The 19,567-nt window shown below is 46.3% G+C and carries 18 protein-coding genes; 13 read left to right on the top strand and 5 right to left on the bottom strand.

The annotated features are described in order from the left end of the window. Positions 1–157: 157 nt before the first annotated feature. Positions 158–634: a hypothetical protein gene (locus tag DKW60_RS02775; protein WP_109836136.1), complete on the top strand. Its 477-nt coding sequence runs from the start codon at positions 158–160 to the stop codon at positions 632–634. A gap of 13 nt (positions 635–647) precedes the next feature. Here the strand turns inward: DKW60_RS02775 and glnD are convergent, their stop codons facing one another. From glnD to DKW60_RS02755, 4 genes are read right to left on the bottom strand one after another with little or no spacing between them, the layout of a single operon-like run. After that, positions 648–3,224: a [protein-PII] uridylyltransferase gene (glnD, locus tag DKW60_RS02770; protein WP_109836135.1), complete on the bottom strand. Its 2,577-nt coding sequence runs from the start codon at positions 3,222–3,224 to the stop codon at positions 648–650. Beyond that, complete coding sequence (gene radA / locus DKW60_RS02765) at positions 3,221–4,585, bottom strand: DNA repair protein RadA (protein WP_109836134.1); 1,365 nt, start codon at positions 4,583–4,585, stop codon at positions 3,221–3,223. Before radA ends, glnD begins: the two co-directional genes overlap by 4 nt. Beyond that, positions 4,578–5,861, bottom strand: a complete 1,284-nt coding sequence (locus tag DKW60_RS02760) for an HlyC/CorC family transporter (protein WP_219988618.1) — start codon at positions 5,859–5,861, stop codon at positions 4,578–4,580. The genes radA and DKW60_RS02760 overlap by 8 nt, the downstream gene beginning before the upstream one ends. Further along, on the bottom strand, positions 5,858–6,667 hold the full coding sequence (locus DKW60_RS02755) for a cytochrome C assembly family protein (protein ID WP_109836133.1): 810 nt from the start codon (positions 6,665–6,667) through the stop codon (positions 5,858–5,860). Before DKW60_RS02755 ends, DKW60_RS02760 begins: the two co-directional genes overlap by 4 nt. 155 nt (positions 6,668–6,822) lie before the next feature. Here DKW60_RS02755 and ffh point away from each other — a divergent pair, with 155 nt between their 5' ends. The 12 genes from ffh (at position 6,823) to tilS (ending at position 18,195) form a co-directional block, all read left to right on the top strand. Further along, a complete protein-coding gene (ffh, locus tag DKW60_RS02750; protein WP_109836132.1) occupies positions 6,823–8,196 on the top strand; it encodes a signal recognition particle protein in 1,374 nt (457 codons plus the stop codon). Between the two features lie 509 nt (positions 8,197–8,705). Beyond that, complete coding sequence (gene rpsP, locus DKW60_RS02745; RefSeq protein WP_109836131.1) at positions 8,706–8,966, top strand: 30S ribosomal protein S16; 261 nt, start codon at positions 8,706–8,708, stop codon at positions 8,964–8,966. Between the two features lie 14 nt (positions 8,967–8,980). Beyond that, entirely contained in the window at positions 8,981–9,493 is a 513-nt protein-coding gene (gene rimM / locus DKW60_RS02740; RefSeq protein WP_181389557.1) for a ribosome maturation factor RimM, read from the top strand. A gap of 3 nt (positions 9,494–9,496) precedes the next feature. Beyond that, positions 9,497–10,249: a tRNA (guanosine(37)-N1)-methyltransferase TrmD gene (gene trmD, locus DKW60_RS02735; protein ID WP_109836130.1), complete on the top strand. Its 753-nt coding sequence runs from the start codon at positions 9,497–9,499 to the stop codon at positions 10,247–10,249. After that, positions 10,246–10,590, top strand: a complete 345-nt coding sequence (rplS, locus tag DKW60_RS02730; RefSeq protein WP_109836129.1) for a 50S ribosomal protein L19 — start codon at positions 10,246–10,248, stop codon at positions 10,588–10,590. The genes trmD and rplS overlap by 4 nt, the downstream gene beginning before the upstream one ends. 162 nt (positions 10,591–10,752) lie before the next feature. Next, positions 10,753–12,606 carry a sensor domain-containing protein gene (locus tag DKW60_RS02725; RefSeq protein ID WP_146203420.1) on the top strand — a complete coding sequence of 618 codons (1,854 nt, stop codon included), beginning with the start codon at positions 10,753–10,755 and terminating at the stop codon, positions 12,604–12,606. A gap of 74 nt (positions 12,607–12,680) precedes the next feature. Continuing rightward, positions 12,681–13,457, top strand: coding sequence for an MlaA family lipoprotein (locus DKW60_RS02720; RefSeq protein ID WP_109836127.1), 777 nt, complete (start codon positions 12,681–12,683; stop codon positions 13,455–13,457). Positions 13,458–13,459: 2 nt separating this feature from the next. Beyond that, on the top strand, positions 13,460–14,824 hold the full coding sequence (mpl, locus tag DKW60_RS02715; RefSeq protein WP_109836126.1) for a UDP-N-acetylmuramate:L-alanyl-gamma-D-glutamyl-meso-diaminopimelate ligase: 1,365 nt from the start codon (positions 13,460–13,462) through the stop codon (positions 14,822–14,824). Further along, the gene (locus tag DKW60_RS02710; protein ID WP_425451283.1) at positions 14,821–15,453 is read left to right on the top strand and encodes a flavin prenyltransferase UbiX; all 633 of its coding nucleotides are present in this window, start codon (positions 14,821–14,823) and stop codon (positions 15,451–15,453) included. Before mpl ends, DKW60_RS02710 begins: the two co-directional genes overlap by 4 nt. Positions 15,454–15,510: 57 nt before the next feature. Further along, on the top strand, positions 15,511–15,888 hold the full coding sequence (gene trxA, locus DKW60_RS02705; protein WP_109836125.1) for a thioredoxin: 378 nt from the start codon (positions 15,511–15,513) through the stop codon (positions 15,886–15,888). A gap of 89 nt (positions 15,889–15,977) precedes the next feature. Further along, positions 15,978–16,931: an acetyl-CoA carboxylase carboxyl transferase subunit alpha gene (gene accA, locus DKW60_RS02700; RefSeq protein WP_109836124.1), complete on the top strand. Its 954-nt coding sequence runs from the start codon at positions 15,978–15,980 to the stop codon at positions 16,929–16,931. Further along, the gene (tilS, locus tag DKW60_RS02695) at positions 16,921–18,195 is read left to right on the top strand and encodes a tRNA lysidine(34) synthetase TilS (protein WP_109836123.1); all 1,275 of its coding nucleotides are present in this window, start codon (positions 16,921–16,923) and stop codon (positions 18,193–18,195) included. Before accA ends, tilS begins: the two co-directional genes overlap by 11 nt. A gap of 7 nt (positions 18,196–18,202) precedes the next feature. Here tilS and DKW60_RS02690 read toward each other — a convergent pair whose 3' ends face one another. Beyond that, positions 18,203–19,549, bottom strand: a complete 1,347-nt coding sequence (locus DKW60_RS02690) for an MFS transporter (protein WP_109836122.1) — start codon at positions 19,547–19,549, stop codon at positions 18,203–18,205. Positions 19,550–19,567: the final 18 nt, after the last annotated feature.

The raw sequence follows: 19,567 nt of genomic DNA, 5'->3' as shown, positions 1-19,567 counted from the left end.
AATGCCTGAGCATGATATCTACAATAAAAACCATGAGCAAATCACGTAGGGGGATTTGGGATGATAAACGGTTTGGGAATGTGGTGTGGTTAATCTCTGGTTCTGTGAAGTGGCTGCATACTGCAATGACAAATATAAAAAGAAAAGGGTGCTGGGTATGGGTAACAATAAGCAATCGACTGGTAAAAGCGATGATATGGTTCCAACATATACGTTGGCGGCCGCTTTCGCAATTTCACTAGCAATGGGCTTGGTAGTGGTTTCAGGTATTATCTTCAAGCCTTATGAGGCAAAAGAAGTGGTTGAAGAGCTTCATCAACGAATTCTGTATGAAAAAGAAATGCGTGAGTTACGTCGTCTGAGCTATGGCACACAGCATGTCAATTATGTGCCTACAGTGGTTTCTGATAGTGCAGATGCTGGTCGCTATTACACTACAGATTCTTCATACGCTATTACACCGCCTAAACCGGTCACAATGGGTAAGAAAACAGAGCGCGCAGAAAACTTTGAGCGTGAAGTACGTTCTGACGATTACTGGGCGCATTTACAGGCGAGCGTTCGTGGCGAGAGCATGCCGCCAAGTTCTGAGCCGGTTGTTATCCCGCCGGTTGTAATCGGTTCTGCTGACTAATCAGACGGAGAGGCTACGTCCAGAGTTGTTGTAGCTTCTCCTTCAGTAATGCCCGAATACTTTCCTGTCGGTCAACATCCGTAATTGGGTTGTTTTCAGTATCTGTGAGGTAGAAAATATCTTCTGCTTCTTCTCCTAGCGTAGAAATTCTTGCTCCTTGCACAACCAATCCTTCGTTATAAAATACTTCACTGATTCGGGTGAGCAGTCCCGGGCAGTCGGAGGTATACAGCGTCAGTACCGTCTGGCCTCTGAGCTCATTCTGAGTGAACGTGACTCGTGTTGGGATATCAAAATACTTTAGCTGTCTCGGTATGCGGTAATTCCTGTCACTGACGCTAAAGTCCTCGCGAGTTATATTCCGTTTGATGGTCTTTAAAATCGTTGCCTGATCGCTGGGCATGGTGACACGTTTACCGTGGGCATCAAGAAAGGTTAGTGTATCCAATGCGTGTCCATTATTTCTTTCCGCCAGATCAGCCGCGACAATGTTTAACTGCATTTGCTCCAGCGCAGAGCAGATGCGAGTAAATAGGCTGCTTTTATCTTTAGCATAAATAAATACCTGACTACTACTGAGTTTTTCATCCTGTTTCATCCGAACAATAGGCGTATCGGTGACTTGTTGAATTTCCTCGATATGCCAGACTAGCTCATCGACAGAATGTTGCAGTAAGTATTCTGCATTCATCTCGGACCAGAACGTTTCACACTCTTCCCTGCTAATATTTTGCTTCGCTAACTGACTAGCTGCTGAGTTTTTCTTTTCTTCAAGAAGTTCTTGAGTCGTCGGATTGGGAGTCTCATCTTGTTGTAGATAGCTACGCGTTGATTTATACAACTCCCGTAATAAAGCGTTTTTCCAGTCAGTTAACAGGGTTGGGTTGGTACTGCGAATGTCGCAGATGGTCAACAAGTACAGGTAATCCAAACGTTGCTGAATGGCGACGGTGTTTGCAAACTCTTTGATAATCTCTGGGTCGCTAATGTCTTTGCGTTGCGCAGTTGTGCTCATCAATAGATGTTGTTTAACCAGCCAGCTTACTAAGTTGGAATCGTATTCATTTAAACCGTGAGATTGACAAAATTCCAGCGCATCAACGGCACCAAGTTCTGAGTGAGACCCCGGACGGCCCTTGGCAATGTCGTGAAACAGTGCGGCCAGATAAAGCAGTTGCGGCTTGTTGAGTGTATTGAATATTTTGCTGAGTAAGGGGTGTTTCTTTCTGCCATCTTCGACGCTCAGGTGACGAATATGCCTCACCAGATTGAGTGTGTGGTCATCAACAGTGAAGGCGTGGAATAAATCATATTGCATTCGCCCGACAATGTTTGCGAATGCAGGAATGTACGCGGCAAGTACGCCATAGCGATTCATACGGCGCAGAACGAATGTGATGCCATAGGACTCCTTGAGGATGTCCATAAAGATTTGTTTGTGTTCGTCTTTATTACGAAATTCTTCATCGATCAGATGAAGGTTGTTTCGAAGTTCCCGGATGGTATCGGGCGTTAAACCTTTTAATTGTGGCGTTACCTGGATGGTATGAAAGATTCCCAGAAGCGTATGTGGATGGTTTTTAAAGACATCAGGGTTTGCAATCGCCAGATAGTCATCATCGTTTAGATAGAGCGGTGTGACATGGTAGGGTTTAGTATTGGTTGGCGGCAGTATTTTTTTACGCAGTACACCCAGCAATACTTCGTTCAAACGTTCCAGCTCAGTTATAGTCCGATAGTAGCTCTGCATGAATTGTTCTATGGACTCATTATTGGCATCATTTTTATAGCCAAACATGTGAGCGAGTGAGCGTTGGTAATCAAACAGTAAGCGGTCTTCTTTTCGGTCAGCCAAAATATGGAGTGCAAAACGGACTTTCCACAGAAAGTGTTTGCCCTTGATGATGGTATCAAGTTCCTTGCGGGTCAAAAGGTTCTGCTCGAAAGGGACTTCAAGCAAGCGCACGCCATAGGTTCGCTCCGTTACCCAGTCGATGGTTTGTATATCACGTAGACCGCCCGGACCTTCTTTGAGGTTTGGCTCTACTCGGTAGGCTGTGTCACCGTATTGATCATAGCGTGCTCTTTGTTCGCCCATTTTGGCATCAAAAAATACCTGGCTAGGCCACAGGCGATCTGTGCCGATGCTTTGTGTTAATTGATCGAATAACGTCTTGTTCCCGGTTAGGTGGCGCGATTCAATCAGGTTTGTGATGACGGTGAGGTCTTGCTCTGCTTCCTCAACACACTGTTCGACGGTGCGGACGCTGTGTCCGACCTCCAGGCCCAGATCCCACAATGATGTTAGGAAGTCTGACAGCTTTGATTCGAGTTCACTGTCTGGCTCGCTTTGCAATATAATGAGTAAATCGACATCAGAAGCGGGATGCATTTCAGCACGTCCGTATCCCCCCACCGCGATTAGTGCAGTGCTGTTAGTGTCAGTTAGTCCGGAGTCATTCCACATCTCAGTGACTACGTGGTCAATGGTGTCACTGCGGTCCTGCATTAAGTCCTGAACAGGTACTCCCTTATCAAAATCATCCTTAAGCTTTTGATAAGACTGCTCCATAGTTTCTTTTAATTTCACAGGTACTCTAATGCCTCTTCTAGTCGTTGTGCGGCAAAGATTGTCATGCCTTTTGGTGTTTTTCTCGGCATATTGCCTTTTGGGATAATGGCGCGTTTAAATCCATGTTTCTGTGCTTCTTTCAGCCGCTCTTCGCCGTTTGGTACGGGACGAATTTCACCGGCTAAGCCTATTTCCCCAAACACCACCATGTCTGATGGGTGAGGGCGGTTTCTAAAGCTGGAGAGTGCTGCCAGCATCAGCGGTAAGTCAGCCGCGGTTTCAGATATTTTTACACCACCTACCACATTGGCAAATACATCTTGGTCGAACATTGAAATACCACCATGACGATGCATAACCGCCAGGAGCATAGCCATTCTATTTTGCTCGAGTCCTAGCGCTACCCGGCGTGGTTGCGAACCGTGGCTTTCATCAACCAATGCCTGTACTTCTACTAGGAGTGGTCGTGTGCCTTCGCGGGTTACCATGATCACACTGCCGGGTACGTCATCTTCATGACGCGACAGAAAGATGGAGGAGGGGTTGCTGACGCCTTTTAGGCCCTTGTCAGTCATGGCAAACACGCCTAACTCATTGACTGCCCCAAAACGATTCTTTACAGCGCGTAGCAAGCGGAAGCGACTACCCGGATCACCTTCAAAGTACAGTACAGTATCCACCATATGTTCAAGGACACGAGGGCCGGCAAGTGTACCTTCTTTGGTCACGTGGCCAGCGATAAAGACCGCAGTATTGGTCTGTTTAGCATAGCGTGTCAGTTTAGCTGTAGCTTCACGAATCTGGCTAACAGAGCCGGGTGCAGAGGTCAGGTGTTCGGTGTAAATCGTTTGGATCGAGTCAATCACCATGACTTCGGGTTTTTCAACGCTGGCCATTTCGATAATGCGCTCAATACAAGTCTCTGTGAGTAAGCGTAGCTTGTCTGTCGGTAGCTCTAGTCGTTGAGCACGCACTGAGACCTGCTGCAAGGATTCCTCGCCGGTGACATAGAGCGTTTTCATTTCCTGAAAGGAGGATAATGTCTGAATTAATATCGTAGACTTACCAATTCCCGGATCTCCACCAATCAGGATCACTGAACCTTGAACCAAACCGCCACCCAGTACCCGATCCAGTTCAGACATGCCTGTATGTGTTCTGATGTCATCTCGTGTGTCAATTTCATTGATCGACTTGATGCGATTGGTTTCAGCGCCGGCATAACCTACTCGCTGCGCCACTTTTGAGGTGGGTGTGCTGGGGATAACCGCTTCTTCTTGTAGTGTATTCCATTCATGGCAGTCGCTACACTGGCCAGCCCATTTTAAATGGACAGTGCCACAGGCAGTACAAACATATTGAGTCTTTGGTTTAGCCATGATCTTCCGAAGGTGGTTGACGATTGATGCGAGGATACAGAATTAATGTTTTTACTGCATTATTTCGGGTTTGGCGAACTTCAAGCGGATAGTTATTTACCAGAATAGTAACGCCGGGAACCGGTATAGAGCCAAGGTGTTCGGAGATTAGTCCATTGATTGTTTTTGGGCCATCGGTCGGGAGTTCTATTTTCAGATCTCTGTTGATCTCGCGGATATGCATGCTGCCATCAACCCATACTGTGCCGTCTTCCTGCGGAATAAGCTCTGCATTAAATGCTGTTGGTGAGAAGGCTCCGACGATTTCTTCCAGAATGTCTTCCAGTGTGACCATACCCTGTATTTCGCCATACTCATCCACCACAATCGCCACCCGTCTCTTTTCAGACTGGAAATTGATGAGCTGCTGGGTCAGTACTGTACCTGCGGGGGTAAAATAAGCGGGACGAATGGTTTCCAGAAGATCTTCACGAGCTAAGCGATCCTCGTGCAGGAGTGGTAGTAGGGAGCGTATATTGACGAAGCCTAAAACATTATCTAACTGTCCTTCATAGATCAGCAGTCGGGTGAAATTAGTTTGTAAAATCTGCTCTTCAATATCATTCCAATCATCCAGAATATCGATGCCACTGACATCGGTTCGGGGAATCATAATATCCTCAACCGTTGTGGATTCCATATCCAAAATACTAACCAACATGTCTTGGTGGTTTGTTGGAATTTTATCCCCCGCCTCATTCACCACGGCCTTGAGTTCTTCATGTGAGAGTGATTCTAAGCTGGCATCTTTTGGGTCGACACCAAACAATTTGACGATCGAGTTTGCCAATAGATTAATTAGCCAGACCATCGGATAAGCGATTCTTAGTAATGGCGTATAAACATAAGCCGCCGGAAATGCGATGGCTTCTGATTTGAGTGCTGCGATCGTTTTTGGTGTTACTTCAGCAAAGATAAGCAACATAAACGTCAGCGCACCCGTAGCCAGCGCGACACCCAAATTTCCCGCGATGCGAAACCCAATGAGGGTAGCGAGCTGGGTTATGAGTATGTTAACCAGGTTGTTTCCGAGAAGGATTAAACCAATCAATCGGTCCGGTTGGTCTAATAATTTGACGGCAAGTCTTGCCCCTCGACTGCTTTTTGCAAGGTGCTTAAGTTTGTAGCGGTTGAGTGCCATTAGAGCGGTTTCTGAGCCTGAGAAGAAGGCGGAGAGCAGAAACAAAATGAATAAAATAAAAAATAATAGGCCTAGCGGAATGCTATCGATGTTCACGGTGCTAGTAGATACTCTTGTACGAATTTGGTGCCAAAAAAGGCAAGCATAAGGATGCCGAAGCCGCTGAGTGTCCAGCGAGTGGCGCTAATTCCCCGCCATCCATAGCGCCAGCGGCCATAGAGTAGGGCTGAAAAAACGAACCAGGCAATGATGGATAAGATGGTTTTGTGCGCGACATGCTGTCCAAATAAATTATCCAGATAAATGAAGCCGGTGATTAAGGCAAGACTGAGTAGTGCTACGCCGACACTGATAAAGCGGAATAACAGGTTATCCATGTCCTGTAAGGCAGGGAGTGCCCTGAGCAAAGCATTAGGCCGATGATTGTGTAAATGGTTGTGCTGGTAGGCCAACAGGACGCCTTGAATTGCTGCAATCATCAACATACTATAGGCAAGTAAAGCGGAAAAAATATGCACACCTAAGCCGCTCATCAATACCAGTTTGGTTTCTTCAGAGACTGGAACCGATAATTGTAGCAGCAGCGATAAGGCTATAAACGGAATAGTGAACAAGTTCAGGCTTTCCAGTCTATGAGTGATCGCTGTAATGAGTAGGATTTGCCCTGCCAGCCACATCACATGTGACGCAGCACTGAGGAAGTCCAGTGCCAGATGGTGTTGGTGGAATAGAGGGGCATACAGATAAGCGGCATGGCAACTTGCTGCGACTAACCACATCCAAAGATAATGCTTGCTATAAGCTGGTGGCGGTGTTTGTTTTAAATTCGCTCGCCAGCGTGTCGCCAAAGTTGCCCAGGCGGCTGTATAAAGGAAAATAGCAATGATGCCGATTGTTATCATTATTTTGGTTCAGGTGAATATTCTCAGGGCATAATGGTATAATGGAACCCGCGTTGTGCATAGGGCGTAATCAATAGAATATTCACTTCAAGCTGTTGCGTTTGAAAGAGTCTTGTCAATTTGACATCACATACAACTAATAAGTAGTCAAAAATATGTTTGAAAATCTAAGCGATCGTTTATCTCATACGGTCAAAAAACTTCGCGGCCAGGCGCGCCTCACTGACGAGAATATTAAAGACACGCTGCGTGAAGTGCGAATGGCGCTGCTTGAGGCTGACGTGGCCTTGCCGGTTGTGCGGGAGTTTGTCGCACGGGTAAAAGAGCGTGCCATTGGTAAAGAAGTATTGTCTAGTTTGTCGCCGGGTCAGGCGCTGATCAAGATTGTTAATGATGAGTTGGTTGAAACCATGGGTCAGGCGAATGAGTCGCTTGACCTGAATGCACAGCCTCCGGCAGTCATTTTGATGGCGGGTTTGCAAGGTGCTGGTAAGACAACAACGGCCGGTAAATTAGCACAGCTTTTGAAGTCGCGCGAAAAGAAAACGGTTGGTGTGGTTAGTTGTGACGTTTACCGTCCGGCGGCAATTAAGCAGTTGGAGACTCTGGCAGAGCAAACGGGCGCAGTATTTATCCCGAGTAGTGTTGATCAGCCTCCGGTAGCGATTGCTCAAGCAGCCCTTGCTGAAGCCAAAAAACAATATTTAGATATCTTAATTGTGGATACGGCAGGTCGTCTGCATATCGATGATGAGATGATGAAAGAAATTCAGTCGGTACATGCTGCGATTACACCCGTAGAGACGCTGTTTGTTGTCGATAGCATGACTGGTCAGGATGCCGCGAATACGGCTAAGGCGTTTGGTGATGCCTTGCCACTAACCGGTGTTGTTTTGACCAAAGCAGATGGTGATGCGCGAGGTGGTGCGGCACTGTCGGTTCGACAAATTACTGGTAAGCCGATTAAATTTATCGGTATGGGTGAGAAGCTTGATGCGCTTGAGCCTTTCCATCCGGATCGTATTGCATCACGAATTCTTGGCATGGGTGACGTACTGTCGCTGGTTGAGGAAGCACAGCGTAATGTTGATCATAAGCAAGCGCAAAAGCTGGCGCGTAAGATTAACAAGGGTAAAGGCTTTGATCTTGAAGACCTGCGTAATCAAATGCTGCAAATGGAAAAAATGGGCGGCATGGGTGGCTTAGTCGATAAGTTACCGGGTATGGGGAAGATGGCTGATGTCGTTAATCAGGAGTCAACGAATGTGCAGGTAAAGCGCATGGTTGCTGTGATTAACTCTATGACGCCGCAAGAACGTCGTTTTCCTGACTTAATTAAAGGCTCACGTAAGCGCCGTATCGCTAATGGTTGTGGCTTACAAATACAGGATGTAAATCGCCTGTTGAAGCAGCATAAGCAAATGAGCAAGATGATGAAGAAATTCTCTGGCGGTGGTCTGAAGAAGATGATGCGTGGCATGAAAGGTCAGTTGCCGCCGGGTATGGGTGGTGGTTTCCCCGGAATGTAAAAAATACCGGGAGGCTGCGTGGTAGTCTCCCGATCTTGTCTACTCTGCGACTTTGAGTGCAAGGTATTGATTAGTGCTAGAGCTTATAAGTGTATTGAACACCGTAATTTGATTTGCCGATCAGGGCTCTGAATTTTTGGTTTTTCCTGAGGCGTAGGCTTGTCAGTCGTTTAATGACTCGCTTCGCTCCCAATATGCGTTGATGCATAGATGTCCTTGAGTGAGTCTGTTTATTATTTTTATTTTCAGCTTCGCTCTAAAGCGTGTAGGCAGTCTATTTTATAATGTGACTTGGGGTGAAAGCACGCCTGCCTAAGTCAACTCTATACCGTAGCATCCGGTGCGCCAATGTTTCTCTATACTAGCGGTATATTCTGTAAAATCGCATCTTTTCGGATTTTCTTTGAAAATTCCTCTTTTATTATTTGAAGATTAGCGTACAATTCCGCGTTTCCTTTTCTGGCAGGGTGCTTTGTGCTGTCCTGACAAACTGACTGAAGATATTAAGTATGGTTACAATTCGTATGGCAAGAGGCGGTTCTAAGAAGCGTCCATTTTACAATATCGTAGTAACAGATTCACGTAAGCCACGTGACAGTGGTTACATTGAGCGTTTGGGTTACTTCAATCCTGGAGCACGTGGTCAGGAAGTGCGTTTGCACCTTGAAGACGAGCGTGTTGCACACTGGGTTTCTCAAGGTGCACAGACTAGTCAGCGTGTGACTACATTGTTAAAAGAAGCTGCTAAGGCTGCTGCAACTGCTGCATAAGTGGTCGTTTGACAATGAGTGAGATACAGGATGAGCTAATCGAGCTTGGCAATATCAACGGTGTGTTTGGTATTCAGGGTTGGGTTAAAGTCTTTTCTCATACTTCTCCTCGCATACAAATTACTGATTATCGTCAGTGGGTTGTAAAGCATCAAGGGAAGACGACTGAATACCGGGTACTTCGGGGTCGGGTTCAGGGTAAGGCTATTGTTGCGCAGCTAGAAGGTATTGATGATCGTAATCAATCCGAAGCAATGGTTGGTGCAATTATTTATGTTCGCAAAAGTCAGCTTGAAAAGCTCGATGAAGGCGAATACTACTGGTCAGAGCTGGTCGGTCTGCAAGTCAAGAATCAGGAAGGTGTTGATTTAGGCGAAGTGGAATGGTTGTTCGAGACAGGTAACAACGACGTGATGGTTGTCACTGGGGATAAAGAGCGTTTTATTCCTTACGTCAAAGATCGCTTCGTGAAAAGTGTGGATACTGATGCAGGGACGATTGTCGTTGATTGGGACCCGGACTTTTAACTCATGCAGATTTCAGTCATTACACTGTTTCCTGAGCTAGTGAAATCAGTGATTGCTGAAGGTGTTGTTGGTCGGGCTGCAAAACGTGGCTTGGTTGAATTGAACTGTGTTAACCCAAGGGATTACACAGAAGACATTCATCGCACGGTTGATGACAGGCCGTACGGAGGTGGGCCAGGAATGGTGATGCGTCCGGATTGTTTGTTAAAGTCGATCAGAGCGGAGCGTAAACGTCTTGGTGAAACCAAAGTTGTTTACTTAACGCCTCAGGGTAGGCCGATAAAACAAGATATGCTGAAGTCTCTGAGTGAAGTGGATAGTGTTGTTTTGTTATGTGGTCGCTATGAAGGTATAGATGAGCGCGTGATCGACCTTGAAGTTGACGAAGAGTGGTCGCTTGGTGATTTTGTATTGAGTGGCGGTGAGTTGGCGGCAATGGTCGTGGTTGATGGTGTAACGAGGTTGTTGCCAGAAGCTTTGGGACATGATGACTCTGCCCTGGAGGACTCATTTAGTGATGGTTTGCTAGATCATCCACACTATACGAGACCAGAAAAAATTGAAGACCTTGAGGTGCCAGAGGTTTTGTTGAGTGGAAATCACCAGCATATTAAAAAGTGGCGCAGGAAGCAGGCGTTAGGGCGTACTTATTTAAGGCGACCAGATGTATTGCAAGAAAAAGATTTGAGCAAGCAGGACATGGTTTTGCTTGACGATTTTATGAAAGAAATTAAGACTTCAGAGGTTAAGTCATGAGTTTAATTATTCAACAGCTCGAAGCTGAGCAAATGAACAAAGAAATCCCACAGTTTGGCCCTGGAGATACCGTTGTCGTTCAGGTAAAAGTACGTGAAGGTGATCGCACTCGTCTTCAGGCTTTTGAGGGTGTGGTAATTGCTAAACGTAATCGTGGTCTGAACTCAGCATTCACTGTTCGTAAGATATCTTACGGTGAAGGTGTTGAGCGTGTATTCCAGACATACAGCAACCAGATTTCAAGCATCGAAGTGAAGCGTCGTGGTGATGTTCGTCGCGCTAAGCTTTACTATCTACGTGGTCGTACTGGTAAAGCAGCAAGAATCAAAGAAAAAGTGTAAGGCTACTTACGTTTTTTATACAAAAGGCCCGTGCTGTTACCAGTACGGGCCTTTTTTTATGCGTTCAGAATAGCGTCGCTAAGACGGCTATACAGCACTGATTAAGTTGGAGTGGGGTATAAAGCAAACTACATAAAATAAAAATAAGGTTAGTGGTAAATTTTGGACTTCCTAAAAGACCAAGCAATGTTGTTAGTGGCCGCTATCGCTGCGTTATTGGTAGTGATGTTGTTTATGGTCTTAAAGAAACGCAAGCGGGGCGACAGCGCGAGTAGTGCTTGCTCTGAAGCGCTTGCAGTAAAAGAAGAAATTCTCAAGATGGTACCAAACCCAGTGGTGTTGCTGACAGGACAATATACATTGGTTTACCTTAATCCTGCGGCTGAGAAGTTATTAGACAGTCCGCTTCGTCGAAACCTCGGTAAGCCAGTTAACGGCTTATTTCAGTTATTCAACACCCAAACTAAACTTCCGGTTAAAGATTATCTGGATTTGAATCATGCTGGTGCGTCAGTGAATCAGGCTAAGTTAATTCATTGCATTGTGAAGTATCAGCAATCCATCAATGCGTGGATGAATGTCACGATACAGCCAATTGAGCTGCATGAAGATCCCATGAAATCACAGTACGCGATCTTCCTTGAAGATGTGACGGCAACCAGAGCTGTTGAGTCACAGCTTAATTATATGGAGCGGCACGACAGTCAGACTGGTCTTCTTAATCGTAAGGCATTCGAAGCGGTGTTAAAGGCGTCCATTGATGATGCGAAAAAACATGGTTCATCACACGTGTTTATGGCGCTTTCAATTGATCAGTTCAAGACCATTAATGACACGGTTGGTTATGCGGCTGGCGACTCACTAATTACTAAGGTTGTTTCTGTGCTTAAGCAAACGGTTGCGGGTGAGGGTGATAATATCGGTGGCCGCTTAGCGGGAAATGATTTTGGAGTACTGTTTAAGGAAAGCACACTGTTCTCAGCGGCGAATAAAATGAAAATCATTCGTGATGAGATAGGTGCCTTTCAGTTCAACTGGAATACACGCACCTTTCCTGTGACATTGAGTGGTGGTTTTGTTGTCATCAAAAAAGATACCAGCTCTGCTGCACGAGTACTGACTGAATCTGATATTGCTTGCCGGACTGCACGTAACCACGGTGGTAACCGGGTGATTGCGTATCGCGCTGAAAGTGCAGAAATGCGTCAGGAACAGAGTAATATGGAGGGCGTCTGGAATTTAAAGAAGGCGTTCAAAAATAATAGTTTCGAATTGTTCGCACAGCCTATTCATCCGCTAAAAGAAAGTCAGTTCGGCAAGCCGTTTAGTCATTATGAGTTATTGATACGCATGGTGGGTGAGGACTCTAAGTTTGTTCCACCCGATGAGTTTATTCCGGTTGCTGAGTATTACTCAATGATGCCTGAGCTTGATCGCTGGGTAGTGCGTGAGGCATTTTCGTATATTGCTCAAGTTGAGCCCACTGATAATCCACCAGTATTTGCAATTAACTTGTCAGGCCAGAGTTTGGATGAAGCAAGCTTCAGAGACTTTGTGATGGATGAGTTAAAGACCAGTGGTGCAGATGCGCGTATGATTTGCTTCGAGATCACGGAAGCTGTAGCCGTAAATGACTTAACGCTGGCGACTCGTTTCATCAGTAGTTTAAAGGCTGAAGGCAGTAGTTTCTCACTGGATGACTTCGGCACTGGCGTTAGTTCATATGGTTATCTGCAGTCATTGGATGTTGATTACCTCAAGATAGATGGCATCTTTGTGAAAGATTTGATTAGGGATGGGATTGCCCGAAATATCGTTGAGTCTGTGACGCAGGTAGGTCATTCTATGGGCTTAAAGATCATTGCTGAGTACGTCGAGGATGACAAAATTATTTCTCTGTTGCGTAAGATGGGTGTCGACTACGGGCAGGGTTACGGTATCTGTAAGCCAAAGCCACTAGAAGAAATGATTGTTCCTCATCTTGCTGCAAAGAAAAAAACTGCCGCTGCGGTCTAGGTTCTACAATAGATTTAAGCGGCCTTGTGCTAGACTTTCACCAACGGTGAGTATGGTTTGCACAAGGAGTCTTTATGTTACAGCGAGCGTGGTTGCAGTGCCTTGGCATTGTTATAATTCTTAGTACGCAATCTGCGTGCACATCATTATCAGCAGATATAACCGGTGAAACACCTCGGATTGGCAATGTTGAGCGAACATCATGGGAAAACACTAACCGTGGCATCTATCGGTTCAATAAGGGTTTAGACCGAACGGTTGTAAAACCAATTGCTAAGGGGTATCAAGCTGTCACCCCTGCTATTGTTGACCGTGGCGTGACAAACTTCTTCGGTAATCTAAGTGATGTAAAAACCACCATCAATTCATTATTACAACTCAAAGGCAGAAGTGCAGCCAGTAGTGCCGGTCGCGTTGTTGTGAATTCAACGGTTGGTCTGGGTGGTTTTTTTGATGTGGCTTCAAAGCTCAAGTTGAAAAAATACGATGAAGACTTTGGACAAACCATGGCTCGCTGGGGAGTAAAGTCCGGGCCGTACGTAATGCTACCGTTGCTTGGGCCTTCCACGGTTAGAGATGCCGTTGGATTGGTTGCTGATGGATTTATTGATCCCTCTAGTTACGTGAAATATCCTGTTGCTTTAAATGCAGTTAAAGTCATCGACAAGCGAGCAGACCTGCTGCCAACAGAAAAAGCATTGGAAGATTTGTCGGCTGATCAATACAGTGCGCTACGTGATGTATGGTTGCAGCGAAGGGCATATCAATTGCGTGATGGAAAAGAAGACGCTGCCAGTGAAGAAAAAAGCAATGATATGATCGATTTATTAGAAGAATTGGAAGACGAATAAGAATGAAAATCCATATTTTGGGTATTTGCGGTACGTTCATGGGTGGTATCGCTGCGCTAGCAAGAGCAGAGGGGCATGAGGTCTCTGGCTCTGATGAAAATGTATATCCGCCGATGAGTACATTGCTTGAGTCACAAGGCATCGAAATACAACAAGGCTTTCATGTCGAAGATATCCCTGCTGATGTCGATCAGGTAGTCGTAGGAAATGTCATGTCGCGCGGCAAGCCTGTCATTGAGGCGATGCTTGATAAGGGTATCCCTTATACGTCCGGCCCTCAGTGGTTGTTTGAAAATGTATTGCGAGACCGTTGGGTATTAGCCGTTGCAGGTACACACGGTAAGACAACAACTGCGAGTATGTTGGCGTGGATACTTGAATACGCCAAAATGTCACCGGGTTTTCTGATAGGTGGTGTACCCGAAAACTTTGGTGTGTCAGCACGTTTGGGTGAGACACCTTTCTTTGTCGTTGAGGCTGATGAGTACGATACTGCTTTCTTTGACAAACGCTCGAAATTCGTTCATTACCATCCTAGCACATTGGTATTAAACAACCTTGAATATGATCATGCTGATATTTTTCCGGATCTTGAATCCATCAAAACGCAATTTCATCACTTAATGCGCATGGTGCCGGGTAAAGGGCTGGTCGTAGCTAATGCTGATGAGCCCAACTTACAGGATGTTTTGGATAAAGGCTGTTGGACACCTGTTGAGTCTTTCTCGTCCAGGTCCATTGATGCGAATTGGCGAGTGAAATTGCTAGAGCCATCAGGGCAGCAATTTGAGGTTCAATTTGAGGGTGAAAGCCTTGGTGTCGTCAATTGGTCTTTGATGGGGCAGCACAATGTAAGTAATGCGTTGGCATCAATTGCAGCGGCGCGTCATGTGGGAGTGCCACCGCAACATGCTATTGCTGCGTTGAATGAGTTTGAAAATGTAAAGCGTCGCATGCAACTACGCGGTGAAGTCGGCGGCATACGCGTTTATGACGATTTCGCTCATCATCCTACAGCGATTGAGACTACGCTGTCAGGCCTGAGGAAAAATGTTGGCAATCAGAAGATCGTGGCAATTTTAGAGCCTCGATCCAATACCATGCGTATGGGAGTGCATAAGGCAAAATTAGCAGATTCTTTACAGCTAGCTGATGAAGTTATTTTGTATCAGCCAGAAGGTTTGGCCTGGGATTTAGATCAAGTCACTGAAGGTCTTGGTGATAAAGCAAAAGTCTATTCATCTGTTGATAAGATTGTTGCTGATATGGCGGAGACCTCCTCTACGGGGGATCAGTTGCTAGTCATGAGTAATGGTGGTTTTGACGGTATTCATGACAAACTGTTATCCGCTTTAGAGTCACGATGATGATGCAATCAGCCCCTAAAATAGTAACGTTGATGGTCACTGGTGCCTCTGGTGTGCAATATGGATTGCGCCTGCTGGAAGTGCTGGTTAAGAAGGGCGTGACCGTGAATTTACTGCTGTCGCGCCCCGGCCAACTAGTGATTAATATGGAAACGGATCTGAAAGTACCGTCCCGGGCTAAGGAAGTGCAAGCCTACTTCACTGAGTTATATGGTGCAAAGGAGGGGCAGATCCGTGCATTTGAACGTGAGCAGTGGGTTGCGCCAGTAGCCAGCGGTAGTGGTGTTGCGGATGCAACGGTTATTTGTCCGTGTACCACTGCAACGCTGTCTGCTGTAGCGGTCGGTGCCAGCCGAAGTTTAATAGAGCGTGCAGCGGATGTGTGTTTAAAAGAACGCAGGCCGCTGATCATGGTGGTCAGGGAAACCCCTTTTTCTGATATACATTTAGAGAATATGCTGAAGTTATCAAAGATGGGGGCCGTTATTATGCCGGCCAATCCCGGCTTTTACTGGAAGCCGACATCTATCGATGAATTAATTGATTTCATGGTGGCGCGTATTTTGGATCACCTGAGAATTGAGCATGACCTGACTGCAAGGTGGGGTGATACTCGCTGTTTTTCTTGAAATTTAAAGGCCAAGTCCCTATATTCTTGCGTTCATATAAAATTTAAGGAGCCTGTTGTGGCGACCGTTGATATTACTGCAGAAACGTTTGAAGAAACTATTGAAAAGAACGAGATTGTTATCGTCGATTTTTGGGCGGAGTGGTGTGGGCCTTGTAAGTCTTTTGCGCCTGTTTATGAAGAAGTTTCAAACGAAAGCGAATACGAAAATATCGTCTTTGGTAAAATTGATACTGAAGCACAGCAGGAGCTGGCGGCACACTTCCAGATTCGCTCTATTCCAACACTCATGATTTTCCGTGAGCAGGTTGTCTTGTTCTCTCAGCCGGGAATGTTGACAAATCCACAGTTGAAAGAAGTCATTGGCAAAGTACAAGAGTTAGACATGGCAACTGTCCATGCAGAAATTGCTAAGCAGCAAGACGCTGCAGAGTAATTCATTCTTCATAAGCTTCAATATGTAGTCCGTTAACTGCAATCGTCACGTTTGCGGTTAATTTGAGGATTGTAAGGAAAATACATAGCATGAATCCAGATTATCTAGATTTCGAACAGCCCATTGCCAAGTTGCAAGCTCAGATTGATGAGCTTCGTACGGTTAGTGATAAAGATATTAATCTGGCCGATGATGTGTCGCGCCTTGAGAAAAAGGTGGAGTCGCTGACGAAATCAATTTTCTCAAAGTTGTCTGCAAAACAGGTTGGGCAAATCGCCCGTCATCCTAAGCGTCCTTACACATTAGACGTCGTTGCTGGTCTGTGCACAGATTTTCAGGAGCTGCATGGTGACCGTGCTTATGCTGATGATCATGCCACTGTCGGGGGTATTGCTCGTTTTGAAGGTCGTCCGGTAATGATTATTGGTCACCAGAAAGGCCGTGATACGAAAGAAAATATTCGTCGTAATTTTGGTATGCCAAGACCTGAAGGTTATCGTAAGGCATTACGTCTGCTTAGATTGGCAGAGAAGTTTCACCTGCCGGTTTTGACCTTTATCGATACTGCCGGTGCCTATCCGGGGATTGGTGCGGAGGAGCGGGGACAAAGTGAAGCGATCGCTCGTAACTTGTTCGAAATGGCAAAGCTGAAAACACCGATCGTCGCAACGGTAATGGGTGAAGGCGGTTCTGGTGGTGCATTGGCAATTGGCGTTGGTGATGTGGTGCAGATGATGCAGTATGCTACGTACTCCGTAATCTCACCGGAAGGTTGCGCTTCAATTTTGTGGAAGAGTGCAGATAAGGCTGCCGAGGCTGCTGAGGCGATGGGGATCACGGCTGAGAAGTTACATGCGCTTGGTTTGGTTGACCGTGTTGTCCCTGAGCCTTTGGGTGGTGCTCACCGGAATTACGAAGAAGCGATCGCTAACCTGAAAGAAGCGATTGCCAGCAGTCTGCGTGAAGTGGGTGCATTAAATACTCAGCAGTTATTAGACCGACGCTATGAGCGTTTAATGAGCTACGGTCAGTTTGAAGCATGATCTGCTAGTTGGAATTACGCCGCTGTTTTCCATTCTGGAGCAGCGCGATTTTCTGGTCGCCTACAGTGGTGGACTGGACTCACATGTATTGCTACATCTCATGAGTCGATTGCCCGATATCAATGTTCGGGCAATTCATATTGATCACGGGCTGCAAGATGCTTCGCCTTGGTGGGGGCGTCATTGTCGTGAAATCTGCAATGAGTTATCGGTTCCATTCGAGCGTGTTTCCCTGAATCTGGATGTTCCAGAGGGTGCGAGTCTTGAGGCATACGCGCGGGACATGCGTTACCAGGCGTTTAAGGCGCATCTGCTTGAGGGTGAGGTGTTAGTGACAGGGCATCACCAAAACGATCAGGCTGAAACATTGATGATTCAGTTGTTACGAGGTGCCGGGGTGGCGGGGCTTGCTGCTATGCCAATGATCACGAGCTTTGCTGCAGGTAATCATATGCGGCCTTTGCTGAATTTCTCACGCGAACAACTCGAGTCCTACGCGCAGCAACATCATTTAAGTTTCGTCGAAGATGGCAGTAATGCCGATTTACGATTCGATCGAAATTACTTGCGACATCAAATTTTACCTCAGATAGCTGAGCGCTGGCCTGGTTGTTATCAGACGCTGTCTCGCTCTGCCTTGATTCAGGCGGAGACCCAGCGTTTATTGGATTATTATGTTGCGAAAGATCTGGACGCTATGACAGGTTCTGTGGACGGGACACTGTCAGTCAGTGCCTTGATTCAGTGCGAGCCAGACCGGAGAAGGGCGTTATTGCGGCAATGGATAGTGGTCTCTGGTTTTCGGGTGCCCTCAGCGAAAAAACTACAGCATGTCGTGTCGGATGTGCTGTTTTCAGCGGAAGATGCAATGCCTTGCGTAAACTGGTCTGGTGCAGAAATTCGGCGCTATCAGGGCGATATTTACGTCATGGAACCGTTGTCTGAGCATGATCCGGGTCAGGCCTTTTATTGGGGGTTAGAAGAAGACCTAATGATTGAATCTTTGGGTGTTGTGCTTAAGATGGAGTCATTGGATAGTTGGCAGGAAAAGCTGACCGAAGATCCTGCGAAAGAGATGGGGCTAACAGTTAAGTTCCGGCGAGGTGGTGAGTCAATCTTGCCAAAGGGCAGAAATAAATCTATCCCCCTCAAGCAAATTTTTCAGCAGTTCGCTATTCCACCCTGGATGCGCGATCGAATTCCATTGCTCTATCTCGGTGATGACTTAATTATTGTCTATGGCCTGTGTCAGGTCGAGCCGTAGTTGGGGATTACTGAAAAGCGAGTAAGTCTGATTCGTTCAATTCTTTATTGTCGACTTTAAGGTAAGCAATACCTTCATCAACCGCGATGGCGACTTCTTTTACGCCAGCAACACGGTTAAGTGCTTCGCTCGTTGCTTGTCCATTGGTCAGCATTGCGTGATTCAATTTCAATAACCTGCTCTTGTAAAATTTCGGGGCAGGTAATGATAATGTCAGCGTCAGCCACAGTAGGGCAGCCACTGCGCCAAAGATAAACACAGCGGCTTGTCCAAATTGCTGCAGTAAAAAACCACCGATCACGCCGCCTACAAATATTCCCATAAATTGCGATGTGCTAAATACACCCATTGCCGTGCCTTTGATATTGACGCCAGAGTATTTAGCTACAAGTGATGGTTGTACTGCTTCGAGAAAATTAAAGCTGATAAAGAAGATCAGGAAGCTAAGCAGGAGTAGCCATATTATATTTGAGCTGGCAGCCATGCCAAGTTGGGCTAGTAATAATGCTGCAATGGTGCCAATGAGTAGTGGTTTTATCTTTTGGTACTTCTCTGCAAGGATGATCATTGGAACCGCAAAGATAAACGACAGCCCGAATACCGGTAAGTAGATTTTCCAGTGGGAGGCGCTTGCCAGCTCAAGCTGGTTTTTGAATATTAGCGGTAAGATGGTGAAGTTTGCGGTCATGACCATATGGAGCACAAAGACACCTGCATTCATTCGCAGTAAATTGGCATTCTTAAGCGCAGGCAAGATGTAATCGCCAAGTACGCCAGCATCGCGGTGATGAAAGAGTTTCTTTGGTTGTGGGACCACAAAAGCCACCAAGGCAATGCCGATCAGTGCAAGTAGTGCTGTGATCCAAAAGATGCCTGATAAGCCGTACCATTGATCAAGTATCGGGCCGACAACCATCGCGACTGCAAATGCGACGCCGATGGTCATGCCAATACTGGCCATCACTTTGGCGCGATTATTTTCTTCGGTCAGATCAGCCGCTAGTGCCATAGTGGCAGCTGCAATGGCTCCCATGCCCTGAATAGCCCTGCCAATAATAATGCTATAGATGTTGTCTGAGAGTGCGGCAATCACACTACCGAGTGCAAAAATCAGCAAGCCTCCAATAATAATTTTCTTACGTCCAAAGCGATCAGATAGTAAGCCCAGAGGGATTTGGAATGTCGCCTGTGTTAATCCGTAGACGCCAATCGCTAGGCCGATCAGGAAGGGTGTGGCGTCCTCGAAGCGCTCAGCGTATAGCGGCAGTATCGGTAGGATCATAAATAAACCGAGCATACGAACAGCATATACAGCAGCAAGGGATAGGGCGGTACGTTGTTCGAGTTTATTCATGGAGATTTATATGAGGGT

Source organism: Leucothrix pacifica (assembly GCF_003172875.1).
Lineage (GTDB): Bacteria > Pseudomonadota > Gammaproteobacteria > Thiotrichales > Thiotrichaceae > Leucothrix > Leucothrix pacifica.
Note: the sequence above shows the minus strand (reverse complement) of the source record. Positions and strands in the feature narration are given on the sequence as shown.

Coding starts and splice junctions, on each gene's coding strand:
- DKW60_RS02775 (WP_109836136.1), top strand. CDS start 158: ATGGGTAACAATAAGCAATCGACTGGTAAAAGCGATGATATGGTTCCA.
- radA (WP_109836134.1), bottom strand. CDS start 4,585: ATGGCTAAACCAAAGACTCAATATGTTTGTACTGCCTGTGGCACTGTC.
- DKW60_RS02755 (WP_109836133.1), bottom strand. CDS start 6,667: ATGATAACAATCGGCATCATTGCTATTTTCCTTTATACAGCCGCCTGG.
- ffh (WP_109836132.1), top strand. CDS start 6,823: ATGTTTGAAAATCTAAGCGATCGTTTATCTCATACGGTCAAAAAACTT.
- rpsP (WP_109836131.1), top strand. CDS start 8,706: ATGGTTACAATTCGTATGGCAAGAGGCGGTTCTAAGAAGCGTCCATTT.
- rimM (WP_181389557.1), top strand. CDS start 8,981: ATGAGTGAGATACAGGATGAGCTAATCGAGCTTGGCAATATCAACGGT.
- trmD (WP_109836130.1), top strand. CDS start 9,497: ATGCAGATTTCAGTCATTACACTGTTTCCTGAGCTAGTGAAATCAGTG.
- rplS (WP_109836129.1), top strand. CDS start 10,246: ATGAGTTTAATTATTCAACAGCTCGAAGCTGAGCAAATGAACAAAGAA.
- DKW60_RS02720 (WP_109836127.1), top strand. CDS start 12,681: ATGTTACAGCGAGCGTGGTTGCAGTGCCTTGGCATTGTTATAATTCTT.
- mpl (WP_109836126.1), top strand. CDS start 13,460: ATGAAAATCCATATTTTGGGTATTTGCGGTACGTTCATGGGTGGTATC.
- DKW60_RS02710 (WP_425451283.1), top strand. CDS start 14,821: ATGATGATGCAATCAGCCCCTAAAATAGTAACGTTGATGGTCACTGGT.
- accA (WP_109836124.1), top strand. CDS start 15,978: ATGAATCCAGATTATCTAGATTTCGAACAGCCCATTGCCAAGTTGCAA.
- DKW60_RS02690 (WP_109836122.1), bottom strand. CDS start 19,549: ATGAATAAACTCGAACAACGTACCGCCCTATCCCTTGCTGCTGTATAT.